This is a genomic window from Streptomyces omiyaensis, from assembly GCF_014650895.1.
In the GTDB taxonomy this organism is placed as follows: Bacteria; Actinomycetota; Actinomycetes; order Streptomycetales; family Streptomycetaceae; genus Streptomyces; species Streptomyces omiyaensis.
This window is the reverse complement of record NZ_BMVV01000001.1, coordinates 491,370-508,533: the sequence shown is the minus strand read 5'-3', so window position 1 is coordinate 508,533 and position 17,164 is coordinate 491,370. Positions and strand designations below refer to the sequence as shown.

Below are 17,164 nucleotides of genomic sequence, written 5' to 3'. Positions count from 1 at the left end.
GCCCCCCTTCTCCTGGGGTTCGGTGGTGCGGTCAGGCGCGGCGGAGCCAGACGGCCCCGAGCGGTGGCAGGACGAGTTCCGCGCTGTGGCCGAGGCCCTGCCAGGGCACGGCCTGGGCCTCGACCGGGTGCGGGTTGCCGGTGCCGCTGCCTCCGTAGGCGGCGGCGTCGGTGTTGAGCACCTCGGTCCAGCGGCCCGGCGCGGGCAGGCCGACCCGGTATCCGGGGCGGGGCTCGGGCCGGAAGTTGTGAACGCAGACGAGCGGGGTGCCGTCGGCGTCGTGGCGGGTGAAGGAGAGGACGTTGTCCTCGGCGGCGTCGGCGTCGATCCAGCGGAAGCCCTCCGGGTCGGCGTCGCCGCGCCAGAGGGCGGGGGTGTCGCGGGAGATCCGGTTGAGGTCGCGGACCAGGTCGCGGACCCCGGCGTGGGGGGCTCGGCCGAGCAGCCGCCAGTCCGGTCCGCGCTCGTGCGACCACTCGGTGTCCTGGGCGAACTCCTGTCCCATGAAGAGGAGTTGCTTGCCGGGGAAGGACCACATGAGGGCGAGGTAGCCGCGCAGGTCGGCGAAGCGGCGCCAGGGGTCGCCGGGCATCTTGGCGAACAGCGAGCCCTTGCCGTGCACGACCTCGTCGTGGCTGATGGCGAGCATGTGGTGCTCGGCGTGGGCGTAGACGGAGGGGAAGGTCAGGGCCCGGTGGTGGTGGCGGCGGTGGACCGGGTCCTTCGTCATGTACGACAGCGAGTCGTGCATCCAGCCCATGTTCCACTTGAGGTCGAAGCCGAGGCCGCCGGTGTCGGTGGGCCGGGTGACGCCCTCCCAGGCGGTGGACTCCTCGGCGATCGTGACGACGCCGGGGCAGCGGCGCCGCACGGTGGCGTTGGTCTCCTGGAGGAACTCGACGGCCTCCAGGTGCTCGCGTCCGCCGTGGGCGTTGGGCAGCCACTCCCCGTCGCGGCGCGAGTAGTCGAGGTAGAGCATGGAGGAGACGGCGTCGACGCGGAGTCCGTCGACGTGGAACTCCTCGCACCAGTAGACGGCGTTGGCGACGAGGAAGTTGCGGACCTCGGGGCGCCCGTAGTCGAAGACGAGGGTCCCCCAGTCGGGGTGCTCGCCGCGGCGCGGGTCGGGGTGCTCGTAGAGCGGGGCGCCGTCGAAGCGGGCGAGGGCCCAGGAGTCGCGGGGGAAGTGGGCGGGGACCCAGTCGAGGATGACGCCGATGCCGGCCGCGTGCAGGGCGTCGACGAGGTACCGGAAGTCGTCGGGGCCGCCGAGCGAGGCCGCCGGCGCGTAGTAGGAGGTCACCTGGTAGCCCCAGGAGCCGCCGAAGGGGTGTTCGGCGACCGGCATGAACTCGACGTGGGTGAAGCCCATCGCCTTGGCGTAGGCGGGGAGTTCACCGGCGATCTCGCGGTAGCCGAGGCCGGGGCGCCAGGAGCCGAGGTGGACCTCGTAGACGCTCATCGGTTCGGGTTCCGCGCCGCGCCGGGCGCGGGCGGCCATCCAGTCGGCGTCCCGCCACCGGTGGGCGGAGGCGTGCACGACGGAGGCGGTGCCGGGGGCGGACTCGGCGGCGGTGGCGAGGGGGTCGGCCTGCTGGGCCCAGGTGCCGTCGGGCCGGAGGATCTCGTACTTGTAGCGGCAGCCGGCGCCGACGCCGGGCACGAACAGCTCCCAGACGCCGGTGGTGCCGAGCGCGCGCAGCGGGTGGCCGGCGCCGTTCCAGTGGTTGAGGTCGCCGACCAGCCGGACGGCGCGGGCGTGCGGCGCCCAGACCGCGAAGGAGGTTCCGGCGACGGAGCGGTGGCGGCGCACGGTGGCGCCGAGCACGGTCCACAGGCGCTCGTGCCGGCCCTCGGCGATGAGGTGGAGGTCGAGCTCGCCGGGGACGGGCGGGAAGCGGTACGGGTCGTCGAGGAGGACCTCCTCGTCGCCGTAGCGGACGAGCAGGCGGTACTCCGGCACGGCGCCGGTGCCGCTCGCGCCGGCCGCTCCCCCGGGGCCGGGGAGGGGGCCGGTGAAGAGGCCGCCGCCCGCCGGGCTCAGCTCGGCGAGCGGGGCGCCCGAGGGGGTGACCGCGCGGACGCCGTCGGCGAGCGGGCGCAGCACCCGCAGGACGGTGCCGCCGCCGGCTCCCGGGTGCGGCCCGAGCAGGGCGTGCGGGTCGCGCGCGGTGCCGGCGAGGAGGCGCCGGAGCTCGGCGGGGTCCGGCGCGGCGCGGTCCGCCGCGGCGCGGTCCGGGGCGGCGGGCGCCGGGGCGGGGCGGCGGACGGGCGGGGCCGTGGTCACGAGTGCTTCCTGTCCGTGATGACGTGGGCCACCCGGTCGCGCGGGTCCAGGCGCACGTAGTTGTCCCGTCCCCACGGGTAGGTCTCGCCGGAGAGGACGTCGTGGGCGGCGAAGGTCTCCGCGCGGTCGAGTCCGAGGGCCGGGAGGTCGAGGTGGACGGTGGCCTCCCGGGCGCTGTGCGGGTCGAGGTTCAGCACGACGAGGACCCAGTCGTCGCCGGCCCGCTTGGAGAAGCAGACGACGGCGTCGTTGTCGGTGCGGTGGAAGTGGAGGTTGCGCAGTTCGTGCAGGGCGGGGTGGGACCGGCGCAGGGTGTTGAGGGTCTTGACGAGGGGGGCGAGGGTGTCGCCCGCGGCCTCGGCGGCCTTCCAGTCGCGGGGGCGGAGCTGGTACTTCTCCGAGTCCAGGTACTCCTCGCTGCCGGGGCCGGCGGGCACGTTCTCGTAGAGCTCGAAGCCGGCGTACACGCCCCAGGTGGGGGCGGCGGTGGCGGCGAGGACGGCGCGGATGGCGAAGGCCGGCCGGCCGCCGTACTGGAGGTAGGCGTTGAGGATGTCGGGGGTGTTCACGAAGAGGTTGGGCCGCAGGTAGGCGGCGCTCTCCCCGCCGTCGAGCCCGGCGAGTTCGGAGAGGTAGGACTCGACCTCGTCCTTGGAGTTGCGCCAGGTGAAGTAGGTGTACGACTGGTGGAAGCCGACCCGGGCGAGGCCCTGCATCATCGCGGGGCGGGTGAACGCCTCGGCGAGGAAGAGGACGTCGGGGTCGGTGGCGTGGATCTCCTCCAGGAGCCGCTCCCAGAAGCCGACGGGCTTGGTGTGCGGGTTGTCGACCCGGAAGATCCGCACGCCGTGGTCCATCCAGTGCCGCAGGACGCGCAGGCACTCCTCGAAGAGGCCGTCGGGGTCGGTGTCGAAGTCGATCGGGTAGATGTCCTGGTACTTCTTGGGCGGGTTCTCGGCGTAGGCGATGGAGCCGTCGGCGCGGTGCCGGAACCACTGGGGGTGCTCGGTCACCCAGGGGTGGTCGGGCGAGCACTGGAGGGCGAAGTCGAGGGCGACCTCCAGGCCGAGCTCGCGGGCCCGGGCGACGAAGAGGTCGAAGTCGTCGAGGGTGCCGAGGTCGGGGTGGACGGCGTCGTGGCCGCCGTCGGCGGAGCCGATCGCCCACGGGGAGCCGGGGTCGTGCGGTCCGGCGGTGAGGGTGTTGCCGGCGCCCTTGCGGTGGGTGCGGCCGATGGGGTGGATCGGCGGCAGGTAGACGACGTCGAAGCCCATGTCGGCGACGGCGTCGAGGCGTTCGGCGGCGGTGCGGAAGGTGCCGGAGCGGGGCGGGTCGAGGACGCCCTCGGCGTCGGCGAGGGCCGGGACGGCGCCCTCGGAGCGGGGGAAGAACTCGTACCAGGCGCCGTAGAGGGCGCGTTCGCGGTCGACGCGGAGCGGCAGTTCCGCGGAGCGGGTGACGAGGTCGCGCAGCGGCCGGGCGGCGAGGACCGCGGTGACGGCGGGGGCGAGGGCGGCGGCGAGCCGGTCCTCGGGGGTGCGGGCCGGGTCGGCGAGCCGGTCGCGGGCGGCGGCGAGGACGCCCCGGGCCCCGTCCTCGTCGGCGCCGGGCCGCTCCTGGGCGGCCCGGTCGAGGAGCAGGACCCCTTCTGCGAGCACCAGTTCGACGTCGAGGCCGGCCGGCACCTTGATCTCGGCGGTGTGGCGCCAGGTGGCGTACGGATCGGCCCACGCCTCGACCCGGTAGGTCCAGTCGCCCTCCCGGCTCGCGGAGACCCGGGCGGTGTACCGGTCGGTGCCGGGGGCGACCAGCCGCATCGGGCTCCACGGTCCGGTGCGGCCGTCGGGGTCGGTCAGGACCACGTTGGCGGCGACGGCGTCGTGGCCCTCGCGGAAGACGGTCGCCGACACGTCGAAGACCTCCCCGGGCACGGCCCGGGCGGGCCGGTGGCCGCCGTCGACCTGGGGACGGACGTCGGCGATCGGTATCCGGCCGACCGTCGGCGGGAACCGCCGGGCGTCGGGCTTGCCTCTCATGTGGGTGCCTCCTCGCACCGAGGTGCGGTCGCTGGGAAGGGTGGGGCGGTCTCGGTCGCCGGTCAGCGGCGGAACCCGGTCGTGCCGTTGCGGACGTCGGAGATGATCCGGCGGTATCCCGTGACCAGGGCGTGGTGCGGGTAGGCCGTGCTGAAGGGGCGCTCGCCGGCGAGCGTGGCCATCTCGGGGGCGTACGGGAGGATCGCGGTGATCCCGGTGCCGTAAGCGCCCTCGACGACGGAGCTCAGCCGCTCCCGGTCCATCCCGTCCGGCACCATGTTCACGGCGACGCTCAGGCGTCCGCAGCCGAGCCTGCCGGTGAGGGACATGGTCTCGCGGGCTCCCGCGAGGTCGAGGCGGTCGGCCCGGGTGACGACGACGAGCGCGTCGGAGCTGGCCATCGCGGTGACCGTCTCGTTGTTGAAGCCGGCGTGGGTGTCGAGGATGAGGACGTCGAGGGCGAGGGAGTCGATGAGCCGGTCGAAGCCCTCGCGGAGCAGTCCGACGTCGTAGCCCCGGCCCATGATCTCGCCGGCGCCGGCGGCGCGGCTGCGGGCCGGGACGAGGAAGAAGCCGTCGTGGCCGGCCTCGACCTCGGCCGGGTAGGCGGCGTCCTCGATCTCGCAGCCGCCGATCAGGTAGTCGCTGAGCGAGCGGCGCACCGAACCGACCACGTCGCCGAACATCACGTCCAGGGCGGGCGTCTGGATGTCCGTGTCCACCAGCGCGACCCGGCGGCCCGCCGAGGCGAGGAGCAGCGCGAGGTTGGCCGCGGTGCTGGACTTCCCCGTGCCGCCTCGGTACGAGTGCACGGTGATGATCTGCGACATGGTCTCCAGGTCTCCTCAGGTGGCGGGGTCCGGCTCGGGCGCGCGCCAGTGGACGGTCATCATCGTGATGTCGTCGGACTGCTCGGCGGCGCCGACGAACTCGTCGAGGACGCCGTCCATGTGGTCGAGCAGTTCCTCGCCGCGGCCGGCCGCGGCGGTGAGCTGTTCGACCATGGCCTCCTCGCCGAAGAAGCCGCCGGACTCGGCGCGGGCCTCGGTGACGCCGTCGGTGTAGATGAAGAGGGTGTCCCCGGGGCTGATCTGGGCGTAGCCGAGGGAGAAGGTCACGTCGGGCATGACGCCGACGGCGGGTCCGGTGGGCTCCAGGAAGACGGGGTCGGAGCCGTCGGAGCCGACCAGGACGGGCGGGTTGTGGCCGCCGTTGATGTAGACGAGGTTGCCGGTCACCGGGTCGAGCACGCCGAAGAACATGGTGGCGAAGTAGCCCTGCCGGATGTGGTTGCGGGTGAGGTAGTTGTTGGTGCCGACGACCGCGTTGAGCAGCGGGGTGGCGCCGACGACGGGGATGGCCCGGCTGTGCTCCTCCCAGACGCTCGCCTCGCCGAGCAGGTCGGCGGCGATGAGGTTCTGCAGGCCGCTCTGTTCGGCGGTGTGCCGGAGCAGGCTGCGGATGAGGGCCATGAAGAGGGCGGCGCCGACGCCCTTGTCGCAGACGTCGGCGACGACGAGGGCGAGGCGGCGGCGGTTGACCAGCTCGAAGACGTCGTAGAAGTCGCCGGCGACGGTGCGGGCGGGGCGGAAGCGGACGTCGATCTCCCAGCCGTCGAACTGCGGCAGGGTGTCGGGGAGGAAGCCGCCCTGGATCTCCCGGCCGATCTCCAGTTCGCGCTCGTAGCTGAGGAGTTCGGCGTGAGCGGTGACGTCCTCCAGGGTGCGGCTGAAGGCGGCCCGCTCGTGGCAGTTGCGCAGCCGGGCACGGACCAGTTCGGGGTAGAAGGGCGGCACCAGGTAGTCGGATCCGGCCCGTATGTGGCCGCCGAGCAGGTGGAGTTCATGTTCGGCGAAGGCCACCACGGTGGGGTTCTGGCCCTCTTCGACGAGCCGCCGGGTGACGGCCTTGACGGTGCTCGGCGAGAGCCGGGCGGAGGCGAGGACGACCTCGGTCTCGCCGGAGGCGCCGGCCGCCGCGGCGAGGAGTTCCGCCGGGGTGCGGACGCGGACGTCGGCGTCCAGGCCGTTCAGCGCCTTCATCAGCTCGGGCGGCACGCGGTGGTGTTCGTCGAGCAGGAGCACCTTGGTCCGGGTCTGCCGGGGCTCCGGCGGGGTGTCGGCCCGGGTCTCCGTCTGCGTCTGTGACATGTCGTCTCGTCTATCCGTTGTCGTGCCGGGCGATGGCCAGGGTGCAGACGTTGCGGCCCGCCACCAGCGCGTAGTCGAAGGTGTCGACGGCCGTCAGGGCGAGGAAGACGCCGAGTCCGCCGACCTTGCGGTCGGCGAGGGGGACGTCGAGCTCGGGGGCGCGCAGGCCCTGTCGCGGGTCGAAGGCCGGGGCGTCGTCGGTGAAGCGGATCCAGACCCGGCCGGGTTCGATGCCGCCGTCGACGAGGATGCAGCCGGGTGTTCCGCGGTAGCCGTGCATCACGATGTTGGTGGCGAGTTCGTCGGCGGCGAGGCGGAGCCGGTACAGCTCGGCGGGCGGCAGCCCGGCCCGGCGCCCGAGGTCGAGGGTGAACCGGGCGATCCGGTCCAGCTCCCCCAGCTCGGCCGGGACGCCGATGGCGGCGGGGACCGGGCCGGCCGGCTCCGCGGGGTCGCCGGGGCCCGGTGCGCAGGGTGCGACGGGCCCCGCGGGTGCGGTGCTGAAGTCGATCGCCATGGCCGCCTCCTCAGGCGTCGATCAGGTCGATGCTGTGGTCGAAGCCGGCGAGGCGGATGGTCCGGCTCACGGGTTCGGTGGCGCCGACGACGCTGATGCGCACCTCGTCGCCCATCTTCTGGCGGGCGAAGACCAGGGAGCGCAGGCCGGCGCTGGAGAGGTACGAGAGCCTGCTGACGTGGATGTCGAGGCGGAGCGCGCCGGCTCCGGCGGCGTCCTCGATGAGGTCGTGGAAGCGGGGGGCCGTGGAGGCGTCGAGCTCGCCCTTGAGCTCGATGGTGGCGACCTCGCCGGTCAGGTTGAGGGTGGCGTCGAAGGACACGGTGGGGCTTCCTCTCGTGGGACGGTCGGTGCGGCGGGTGGGTCAGCGGGGGTCCGCGGGGCGGCCGACGAGGATCACCACGGAGTGGGCTCCGAGGTGGTAGCGGCCGGGGTGTTCCAGCGGGGGTTCCGCGCCGAGGGGGTGGAGGCCGTGCGGGAGGGGCACGCCGGTGTCGGCGTAGACGTGCCAGCGCTGTCCGTCCGGGAGTCCGGGCAGCTCCAGGTCGTGGGCCTCCCAGTGGGCGTTGACCGCGACGTACACGTGGTCGTCGGGGGCGGTGCCGCCCTTGGCGTGCCGGCCGCAGCGCATCATGCCGAGGACCCTGCTGTGCTCGGACCAGTCCGGGGACCAGGCCATGACGCCGTGCCAGCTGACGTCGGGGTAGCCGCTGCCGACCCGGTCCGTGCCGAGCGGGTGGTCGGTGGAGCGGAGCACGGGGTGGGCGTGGCGGAAGGCGATGAGGCCCTGGGCGAAGGCGAGGAGTTCGGCGTTGGCCCCGACGAGTCCCCAGTCGAACCAGGAGAGGGCGTTGTCCTGGCAGTAGGTGTTGTTGTTGCCGAGCTGGGTGCGGCCGACCTCGTCGCCGGCCAGGATCATCGGGACGCCCTGGCTGGTGAGGAGGATGGCCAGCATGTTCTTCATCTGGCGCAGCCGGAGTTCGCGGACGTGGGCGGAGGCGCTGGGACCCTCCTCGCCGCAGTTCCAGCTGTGGTTGTCGTCGGCTCCGTCGCGGTTGGACTCGCCGTTGGCCTCGTTGTGCTTCTCGTTGTAGGAGACGAGGTCGGCGAGGGTGAAGCCGTCGTGCGCGGTGATGAAGTTGACCGAGGCGGAGGAGGTCCGGCCCTGGTAGAGGTCGGGCGAGCCGGCCATCCGGGTGGCGAGTTCGCCGACGAGGCCCGGCTCGCCCTTGATGAAGCGGCGGACGGTGTCGCGGTACTTGCCGTTCCACTCCGACCAGCGGCCGTAGTCGGGGAAGCTGCCGACCTGGTAGAGGCCGGCCGCGTCCCAGGCCTCGGCGATGAGCTTGGTGTGCCGCAGGACGGGGTCGTGGGCGAGCTGCTCCAGGAGCGGCGGGTTGGGCAGGGGGGTGCCGTCGGGGGCCCGGTCGAGGATGGCGGCGAGGTCGAAGCGGAAGCCGTCGATGTGGTACTCGGACACCCAGTAGCGCAGGCACGACAGGACGAAGTCGCGGACGACGGGGTGGTTGCAGTTGACGGTGTTCCCGGTGCCGCTGAAGTTGTAGTACTCCCCCTGGGGGGTGAGCATGTAGTACGTGGCGTTGTCGAGGCCGCGGAACGAGATGGTGGGGCCCTGCTCGTTGCCCTCGGCGGTGTGGTTGAAGACCACGTCGAGCATGACCTCGATGCCGGCCCTGTGGAGCTCCTTCACGAGCGACTTGAACTCGTCGGCCTGCATGCCGAAGCGTCCGGTGGCGGCGTAGCCGGCCTTGGGCGCGAAGAAGGAGACGGTGTTGTAGCCCCAGTAGTTGTGGAGCCGTTCGCCGGTGACCGGGTCGGTGCGGGGGTTGTCGAGCTCGTCGAACTCGAAGACCGGGAGGAGTTCGACGCAGTTGACGCCGAGCTCCCTGAGGTACGGGATCTTCTCCCGCAGGCCCGCGTAGGTGCCGGGGGCCGACACCCCCGAGGAGGGGTGCCGGGTGAAGCCGCGGACGTGGGTCTCGTAGATGACGAGGTCCTCGGTGGGGATGCCCAGCGGGGTGTCGTCGCCCCAGTCGAAGTCCTCGTCGGGGACCTGCGAGCGGTAGGGGTAGACGTCCTCCCAGTCCGGCTCCTCGCCCCAGACGTCGCGGCCCGAGACGAGCCGGGCGTACGGGTCGGCGAGGACCTTGCGGCTGTCGAAGCGGTCGCCCTCCTCGGGGTTCCACGGGCCCTCGGCGCGGAAGCCGTACTCGATGTTCTCCGGGTCGAGGCCGAAGACGGTCATCGCGTACACGCTGCCGATGCGGAACTCGGGCGGGAACTCCAGTTCGGCCATGGGCATCGCCGCGCCGCGCTCGAAGAGCACCAGGCTCATCGCGGTGGCGCGGTCGGAGTAGACCGAGAAGTTGATCCCGCCCGGCACCGGATGGGCGCCGTACGGGAAGGGCCGGCCGGCCCTGACCCGGTGGCCGCCGATCCGGCGGGTGGGGAACGCGTCGACGCGCTCGCGGGTGTCGGGGGTGCTCATCGGCCCGCGCGTTCCAGTGCGGAGTCGAGGTCCTCTTCGATGTCGAAGAAGTCGAGGAAGCCGGTCGCGGACATCACGAAGTGGACCTCCTCGGAGAGCCCGACCAGGGTGACCCGGGCGGCGACCTGCTGGGCGCGCCGGTGCACGATCAGCAGGGTGCGCAGGCCGGCGCTGGAGACGTAGGAGACGGCGGTCAGGTCGATGAGGACCTTGCAGCCCTCGCCGACGTGCGGCAGGAGCTGGGCCTGGAGGCCCCCGGAGGTGGTGGAGTTGATCTCGCCCTGGAGCGCGACGACGGTCGCGGCGCCCTCGGCGCGGGCGGTGATCCTGACGGTCATCCGGTCACCTCCGGCCGGGGCGCGGGCGCGAGGCGGACCTTGACCTTGACGCGGCCCGAGGTCTCGGGGAGCCGGACGGCGAGGGCGTCGGCGTCGAAGTCGGTGTGCGGCTCGCCCTCGATCTCGACGGACTCGATGCGGACGGAGCCCGGGGGCAGCAGGTCGGGGGCGACGCGCAGGAGGCCGTCGTCGACCAGGGCCGGGTCGGGCTTGAACCAGAAGTCCATCGCCTTGCCGTTGATCAGCAGGTTGTTGTAGACGGCGGCCAGGTAGCAGAGCTCGGCCGAGTGGTACATCGACATCGAGTGGCTGCCCTTGTGGCGCTCGACGCCCAGGAGGTACGGCAGGCCGCTGGCGAGGACGTTGAAGTAGACGGCGCCCTCGTCGTGGTCGAGGAAGAAGGCGTTGTAGAAGGACTGGGCGTCCCGGGCCTCGGTGCGGAAGTCCTCGCGGCGGGTGTGGCCGTGCAGGATGAGGTACGCGAGGATGGCCTGCTCCTGCTGCCACCACGCCTTGCGGTCGTGCCAGGTGAAGCGGAAGCGGTCCTCCCCGTCGGCCTTGACCCGCTCGACGACGTCGTACCAGCCGCCGCGCTGCCGGTCGGCGCCGGCCTCGGGCATGGTCTCGGCGATGGAGACGGCGGTGTCGAGGTAGGCGTCCTTGGGGCGGAGCGCCTGCATCCGCATCAGGTTCCAGGCGATCTTGAGGTTGTGGCCGACGACGGCGCGGTTCTGCTGCCAGCCGTGCGTGGTGTCGTGCGACCAGTCCCGGTGGAACCGCTCCTGCACGAAGGGGCTGTGCGCGGTGTCGGGGAAGCGCTCGACGATGGTGTCGAAGGTGTACTCCAGCATGTCGGCGTAGCTCTTCTCGCCGGTCGCCAGGTACAGGTTGATCAGGTACGCCGGGGCGTGGTCGCCGACCGAGTTCCAGTTCTTGCGCGCCCGGTTGGGGCCGAGGGACTCGTGGTCCGGGCTGAGCAGGATCGGGTCGATGTGCGAGAAGTAGCCGCCGTGCTCCGGGTCCAGGTAGAAGCGGTCGAAGAGCCGCAGGGTGGCGTCCGCGTCGGCCTTGATCCGCGGGTCCCCGGTGATCCGGTAGGTCTGCACGGGACCGGCCAGGGCGTAGATCTGCTCGTAGGCCGGCAGCGCGTCGTAGTCGTCGGAGAACTCCGAGGTGAAGAGCTTCGACTCGACGTCCCCGTCGACCTTGAGGCCGTGGTACCAGTAGACGACGTTCTCGTCGCCGTCGACGAAGCGCATGTGCTCGCGGAGGTACTCGGTGCCGCGCTCGGCGATCTCCAGGTACTCGTCCTCGCCGGTGAGCAGGAAGGCCGAGGCCATGCCGTAGACCAGCCGGGAGATGGTGTCGGTCTCCTGGACGTGGCCGGCGGTCTTCTCGCCGCTGAGCCGGATCTCGGTCCGGTACTCGGCGAAGTCGACCGGCCCGTCGCCGAACTGGGCCTTGCGGTAGAAGGCGGCGATCTCCTCGATCTGCCGGATCCACCAGCCGCCCTCCTCGAAGCGGTAGTCGTCGGCCTGCCGGCCCACGAAGACCAGCCGCTTGGCCTCGAAGCGCAGCCCGCCGCCGGGGCGCGGGTAGAAGACGCCGTACGCGAGGACGAAGCGGCCCTCCTCGGCCAGCGCGTCGATGTGGCCGGAGGCGTCCTGGTAGGGCTCGCCCAGGTTGTGCAGCAGCTCCGCGCTGGGGCCGCCGTCCAGGGCGACGTCGAAGCTCCGGCCGTCGGCGGTGGCGAGGGTGAGGACCCGGGCCTCCCGGTCGAAGCCGGTGATCCGGCCCGCGATGGTGTCGGAGAACGTGAAGTCCACCGTTGCCGCGTTGCTCGTCATGATCGTCACGCCCCTCGGAGCACGAGCTCGTCGATGATGGTCCTGGCGAAGAGATGGCAGTGGTCGCCGGTGCGCGCGGTCACCAGGTCGCCGTCGACGACGACGTCCTGGTCCACGTAGGAGGCGCCCATGTTGCGCACGTCGCCGATCAGGTTGTTGTGGCACACGACCTTGCGCCCGCGGACGGTGTGGGGCACCGACGAGGCCAGCCACATGCCGTGGCAGATGATCCCCTTGACCAGGCCGGACCGGGAGAAGGCCCGGCGCAGCAGGTCGGTGGCGGGGGCGAGGCGCTCGATGTCCTCGGTGTAGCGCAGCCGGTCGGCGACCATGCCGGAGGGCACGATCAGCGCGCCGTACTCGCGCAGCCGGCGGTCGTCGAGTTCGGACAGGTCGCGGGTGACCGTGAGCGGCGCCCGGTGCTCGTGCCCGGTGAAGGTGAGGGAGCGGTTGCCCCACAGCCGGCTGAAGAGGTCGATCTGGGCGCCCTCCTCCGCGAACCGCCGCTGGTAGTAGGAGATCTCGGGCTCGTAGAAGTCGCTCTCGGCCAGGATCGCGATGCGGCGACCGGTGAGGACCCCGGGACGGACCGGTATGTCAGGCATCTTTCCGCTCCTCGGCGGTGGTCCGGAGGTCGATCAGGAACGGCGCGTCGTCGGCGAGCATCCGCTTGACGGCGTCGGCGATCTGCTCCGGCGCGTCCACCCGGACCGCCTCGACGCCGAAGCCCCGGGCGATCTCGGCGAAGCCGAGGTCGGGGTGGGAGAGGTCGAAGGGGGTGGGGTGGTCGTGGTGCGGGACGCCGCGCTCGCGCCAGTACTGCTCGATGTTGAGGTCGAGCAGCTTGTAGCTGCGGTTGTTGCAGACCACGAACTTGGCGCCGATGCCGTGCCGGACCGCGGTGTACAGCGCCTGGAAGGTGTACATCGAGCCGCCGTCGCCGGTGAAGCCGATGACCGTCTTCTCCGGGTGGGCCAGCTTGATGCCCATGGCGCCCGGGATGCCGACGCCGAGCGAGCCGCCGCGGGTGGAGAACCAGTGGCCGGGGATCCGGCCGGGCAGGTGGGCGTTGAGCGGTCCGCCGGAGGTCAGCGCCTCGTCGAAGACCATGACGTCCTCGGGGACCTGGGCGGCCAGCTCCCGCATGAAGGCGTCGAGGAGCGAGCCGTCGGGTGCCGGCGCGGCCGGCTGGGCGGCCCTGCGGGCCTCCAGGCGGGCGGCGGCGGCCGCGCGGTCGGCGTCCGTCAGCCGCTCGTCGAGCCGCTCGGCGAGCGCGGCGAGGGTGTGCTTGGGGTCGGCGACGAGGCCGAGGCTCACCGGGTGGTTCTTGGCGATCTCGTAGCCGTCGAGGTCGATGTGGACGATCCGGGCGTCCTCGCGGAAGGCTCCGCCGGTCACCGGGAAGACCTCGGGGAAGACGTAGGTGCCGACGATCAGGACGGCGTCCGCGTCCCGCACGATCCCGTGGCTGACCTCGCCGAACATGTGGCCCAGCTGGCCGCGGTAGAGCGGGTGCCGGGCGTCCAGGTTGACCTCGGAGAAGTCGACGCCCCACACGTCGGCGCCGAGCTGCTCGGCGACCCGGACCAGCTCCTGCTGGCCGCCGGAGGCCGAGACGCCGTCGCCCACCAGGACGAGCGGGCGTTCGGCTCCGGCGAGCAGCTCGGCGGCCCGCTCCACCAGTTCGGGGACGGGCACCGACCGGGTGTCGAGGAAGGTGGTCGGGACGACCGGCTCGGAGTTGAGCGCGTCGAGCACGTCCATCGGCAGGGCGACGAAGACCGGTCCGCGGGGCGGCGTCATCGCCGTCTTCATGGCGCGGCGCAGCACCCGCAGGACCGAGTCCGGGTCGGTGACGCGGGTGGCGTACTTGGTCACCGGCTCGGCCATGGCCACCAGGTCGGCGGCCATCTGCGCGTCCATCGCCTCGTACTTCACGCCGGCCTCGCCGGCGATGACGAGGAGCGGCGAGTGCCCGCGCTTGGCCTGGTAGAGCATGCCGATCGCGTTGCCCAGGCCGACTCCGCTGTGCAGCTGGAGGAGCGCGGGGCGCCCGGTGGCGCGGGCGTAGCCGTCCGCGATGCCGGCCGCGACCGTCTCCTGGAGGGTCAGGATGTACTGGAGTTCGTCGTAGTCCTCCAGTGCGTCCAGGAATCCCTGCTCGACCGTCCCGGGATTGCCGAACATATAGGGAATTCCATCGGCGATGAACTGCTCGATGATCGCGGCATTGCCCTGCCTGGCCATGTTCTCCTTCTCTCGTCGGATCTCTTCGGATTGCCGTACGGAATTCCGTGCGGCCGTACGGAATGCGCCGGCGTTACCAGCCGAAGCGGCGCAGACCGTCCTCGAGGACCTCGACGACCTTCTCGCCGGTCAGGTAGGAGTCGGGGGTCGAACGCCCGGTGATGAACGGGAAGTCGACGATGACCGAGGTCTCCTTGCCGAAATTGCCGATGTAGCGGCCGTCGGGGCCGGTGGCGTCGCGCAGGATGTACTCCAGCGGGTACGGCGGCGGGCCCATGACGAAGTCGGTGCCGAGGAAGCCGGTGCCGTCCTTGTAGTCGTACTCCTTGCAGTGGCCCGTGACGCGCTTGCCGCGGATGATCGACTCGCGGTCCTCCCAGTCGCGGGCGAAGGCGAGCGGCGTCACGCCGTAGCACTCGGCGGCGATCGGCTTGCCGGCGCGGTGGAACGCCAGGATGATCTCGTGCAGCCGCTCGTTGTTGCCGAGGTCGACGATCGGGCCGCTGCCGCCGACGATCAGCAGCGCGTCGTAGGCGTCGAGCTCCTGCTCCACCAGGGCGACCGCCCGGTGGTACTCCTCCAGGCGGCGCAGGTAGTCGTCGTCCGAGGTGTACGGACGCTGCGGCAGCCAGGCGGATATGTCGAGCGGGTCGTCGAGCCGGTCGGACCCGTCCAGCTCGCGGGTGAGCCGGGCGACCTCCTCGGAGGTGACCGAGCGGCCCAGCGGCGGGTCGATGTACCCGGGGTCCATCGACGGCGGCAGGGCGTGCGCGCGCTTGCCGGTCGGGGTCGCGAAGTCGACCTCGTAGCCGCGCTGGTCGAAGTGGTGGAGCGGGCCGACGAGCTCCTCGCCCCAGTAGCCGTACTCCGAGAGCACGACGAGGATCCTCTTGGCGTTCTTCCTGGCCACGCCTTCTCCTTGGGTGGTGGGTGCGGAAGGGGTGGCCGCGTCCGCGGGCGCCGGGCGCCGGCGTCGCAGCCACCTCGGTGGGCGGATCAGCGGGCCTCGGGGCCGATGATCCAGTTCTCCTTCACGGCGAGCGAGAAGACGTACTTCGGGTCGACGATCTCGTCCCGGGCCGCCTGCACCCCGCCGGAGGAGTACGCGGTGCGCAGCGCCTCGCGGAGCGCGTCGACGTCGTCGAACCACAGCTGCTCGACGGAGTCGAAGGAGGCCTCGCCGAAGACGTAGGCGCCGTCCACGGTGTGCGCGTGCAGGTAGCGGCGCAGGCCCGGGATCCCCTTCACCGCGTCGGCGTAGGCGCCGAGGCTGCGCTCGCGGTACTCCTGGAGGCCGAGGCCCGGACGGCGCTTGAGCAGCACCGTGAGCTTCACGCCGCCGCCCTGCTCGGGGCCGGGCACGATCTCGTGCGCCGTGGTGTCGACGACCAGGGTCTGCCAGAAGGCGGCCCAGTGGGGCTCGTCGAGGCGGGCGCCCTGGAGGAACTCCTCGGTCTGGAGCGAGGCCAGCTGCTCCTCGCCGTTGGCCAGCCAGATCTCGGCGATGCCCTGGTGCGGCAGGGCCGGCGTGCCGAGGTTCTCCTCGACGTCGACGACCGTGTCGACCATGTACTTGCGGATCTGCGGGATCTTCGCGGCGTACTTCACCGCGTGTACGTCCACCCAGTAGTCCTGGAATTCCTGGGCGGTCATGCCGGGCTTGGGCGCCGCCAGAATGAACTGGTGAATCATCGGGATTCTCCCTCTTTCACATTCCGTGAACTCGCTTCATCTTCACCGGGTGCTTCTCGGCCGGTCAAAGTTCGGCCAGGGACTTCCTGAACTGTCCGCACAGGCGTTCTCCCTCGTGCGGCCGGCGCATTCAGGAGGGGTCTATTCCGCCGTGGACGGCGAGCACGTCGAGCACCCGGCCGCGGACGGCCGCGACCTCGTTCCCGTCGGCGCCCTCGGCGTTGAGGCGCAGCACGGGCTCGGTGTTGGAGGCGCGCAGGTTGAACCAGGCGCCGCCGGGCAGCCGGACGGTGAGCCCGTCCAGTCCGTCGGTCTCGGTGCCGTCCGCCGCGCCGGCGGCGAAGGCCGCGCGGACCGCCTCGACGGCGACGGCCGGGTCGGCCACCCGGACGTTGATCTCGTCGGAGGCCGCGTACCGCGTGAAACCGGCCATCAGCGCGGAGAGCGGCCCGCCCTGCCCGCCGAGGGCGGCGAGGACGTGCAGGGCCGCGAGCATGCCGGTGTCCGCGAACCAGAAGTCGTGGAAGTAGTAGTGACCGGAGTGTTCGCCGCCGAAGACCGCGTCGTGCTCCGCCATCAGCGCCTTGACGAAGGAGTGCCCCACCCGGGAGCGGACCGGCCTGCCGCCGGCCTCGGCGATCAGCTCGGGGACCGCGCGGGAGGTGATCAGGTTGTGGACCACCGCCCGGCCGGGCCTGCGGGCCAGCTCGCGGGTCGCGATCAGGCCGATGACCTGGGAGGGGCTGACGCCCTCGCCGCGCTCGTCGACCACGAAGCAGCGGTCGGCGTCGCCGTCGAAGGCGAGTCCCAGGTCCGCGCCCTCCGCGACCACCCGGGCCTTGAGGTCGGCGACGTTGGCCGGCTTCATCGGGTCGGCCTCGTGGTGGGGGAAGTTCCCGTCCAGCTCGAAGTAGAGCGGCACGACCCGGAGCAGCGGGTGGTCGAGCACCTTCGGCGCGGTGAGCCCCGCCATGCCGTTGCCCGCGTCGACGACGACCTTGAGCGGCCGGACGCCGTCGAGGTCGACGAGGGAGCGCAGGTGGGCCACGTACCCGTCGAGCAGGTCGAGGCCGGTCAGCCCGCCGCGGACGGCGGCCGGGGCCGGCGCGGGCTCGCCGAGGGCGGCCCGGATCCGCTCCAGTCCGGTGCCGTCGCCGATCGGCACGGCCCCGGCCCGGCAGAGCTTGACGCCGTTGTACCGGGCCGGGTTGTGGCTCGCGGTGAACATGGCGCCCGGCACCCCGAGGCTGCCGGAGACGTAGTACAGGTAGTCGGTCGAGCCCAGTCCGGCGTCCAGGACGTCGGCGCCCCGGTCGCGGACGCCCTCGGTGAAGGCGGCGGCCAGCGCGGGCGAGGTCTCGCGCATGTCGCGGGCGACGGCGATCCGGGGCGCCCCGGTCAGCGCCACGAAGGCCGCGCCGATCCGGCGGGCGGCCTCCTCGTCGAGCCGGTCGGGGACGACGCCCCGGATGTCGTAGGCCTTGACCAGGCCTTCGTAGCGGTCCGGCAGCGTGCCGGGAGTCGTGCGCATCGCTCCTGCT

At 72.2% G+C, this 17,164-nt stretch carries 14 protein-coding genes; all 14 read right to left on the bottom strand.

Features of this window, described 5'->3' with window-relative positions; all coding sequences use genetic code 11:
* Window positions 1-31: 31 nt before the first annotated feature.
* On the bottom strand, window positions 32-2,287 hold the full coding sequence (glgB, locus tag IE287_RS38285) for a 1,4-alpha-glucan branching protein GlgB (RefSeq protein ID WP_229883231.1): 2,256 nt from the start codon (window positions 2,285-2,287) through the stop codon (window positions 32-34).
* Window positions 2,284-4,323, bottom strand: coding sequence for an alpha-1,4-glucan--maltose-1-phosphate maltosyltransferase (locus tag IE287_RS02435; RefSeq protein ID WP_189847157.1), 2,040 nt, complete (start codon window positions 4,321-4,323; stop codon window positions 2,284-2,286). The genes glgB and IE287_RS02435 overlap by 4 nt, the downstream gene beginning before the upstream one ends.
* A gap of 62 nt (window positions 4,324-4,385) precedes the next feature.
* Window positions 4,386-5,153 (bottom strand): MinD/ParA family ATP-binding protein, encoded by a 768-nt coding sequence (locus IE287_RS02430; RefSeq protein ID WP_189847156.1) that lies wholly within the window; start codon window positions 5,151-5,153, stop codon window positions 4,386-4,388.
* 15 nt (window positions 5,154-5,168) lie between these two features.
* Entirely contained in the window at window positions 5,169-6,473 is a 1,305-nt protein-coding gene (locus IE287_RS02425) for a PP2C family protein-serine/threonine phosphatase (RefSeq protein ID WP_189847155.1), read from the bottom strand.
* 10 nt (window positions 6,474-6,483) lie between these two features.
* A complete protein-coding gene (locus IE287_RS02420; RefSeq protein ID WP_229883230.1) occupies window positions 6,484-6,990 on the bottom strand; it encodes an ATP-binding protein in 507 nt (168 codons plus the stop codon).
* Between the two features lie 10 nt (window positions 6,991-7,000).
* The gene (locus tag IE287_RS02415; RefSeq protein WP_189847154.1) at window positions 7,001-7,312 is read right to left on the bottom strand and encodes an STAS domain-containing protein; all 312 of its coding nucleotides are present in this window, start codon (window positions 7,310-7,312) and stop codon (window positions 7,001-7,003) included.
* 42 nt (window positions 7,313-7,354) lie between these two features.
* Window positions 7,355-9,499, bottom strand: a complete 2,145-nt coding sequence (gene glgX, locus IE287_RS02410; protein WP_189847153.1) for a glycogen debranching protein GlgX — start codon at window positions 9,497-9,499, stop codon at window positions 7,355-7,357.
* Window positions 9,496-9,837, bottom strand: a complete 342-nt coding sequence (locus IE287_RS02405; protein WP_189847152.1) for an STAS domain-containing protein — start codon at window positions 9,835-9,837, stop codon at window positions 9,496-9,498. The genes glgX and IE287_RS02405 overlap by 4 nt, the downstream gene beginning before the upstream one ends.
* Window positions 9,834-11,684, bottom strand: a complete 1,851-nt coding sequence (locus IE287_RS02400; protein WP_189847151.1) for an AGE family epimerase/isomerase — start codon at window positions 11,682-11,684, stop codon at window positions 9,834-9,836. The genes IE287_RS02405 and IE287_RS02400 overlap by 4 nt, the downstream gene beginning before the upstream one ends.
* 5 nt (window positions 11,685-11,689) lie before the next feature.
* Window positions 11,690-12,289, bottom strand: coding sequence for a DJ-1/PfpI family protein (locus IE287_RS02395; RefSeq protein WP_189847150.1), 600 nt, complete (start codon window positions 12,287-12,289; stop codon window positions 11,690-11,692).
* Window positions 12,282-13,931 (bottom strand): thiamine pyrophosphate-binding protein, encoded by a 1,650-nt coding sequence (locus IE287_RS02390; protein ID WP_189847149.1) that lies wholly within the window; start codon window positions 13,929-13,931, stop codon window positions 12,282-12,284. Before IE287_RS02390 ends, IE287_RS02395 begins: the two co-directional genes overlap by 8 nt.
* A gap of 73 nt (window positions 13,932-14,004) precedes the next feature.
* Window positions 14,005-14,841: a type 1 glutamine amidotransferase domain-containing protein gene (locus IE287_RS02385; protein ID WP_189847148.1), complete on the bottom strand. Its 837-nt coding sequence runs from the start codon at window positions 14,839-14,841 to the stop codon at window positions 14,005-14,007.
* Between the two features lie 86 nt (window positions 14,842-14,927).
* On the bottom strand, window positions 14,928-15,623 hold the full coding sequence (locus IE287_RS02380; RefSeq protein WP_189847147.1) for an EthD domain-containing protein: 696 nt from the start codon (window positions 15,621-15,623) through the stop codon (window positions 14,928-14,930).
* 130 nt (window positions 15,624-15,753) lie between these two features.
* Window positions 15,754-17,154 carry a phosphomannomutase/phosphoglucomutase gene (locus tag IE287_RS02375; RefSeq protein WP_189847146.1) on the bottom strand — a complete coding sequence of 467 codons (1,401 nt, stop codon included), beginning with the start codon at window positions 17,152-17,154 and terminating at the stop codon, window positions 15,754-15,756.
* Window positions 17,155-17,164 lie beyond the last annotated feature (10 nt).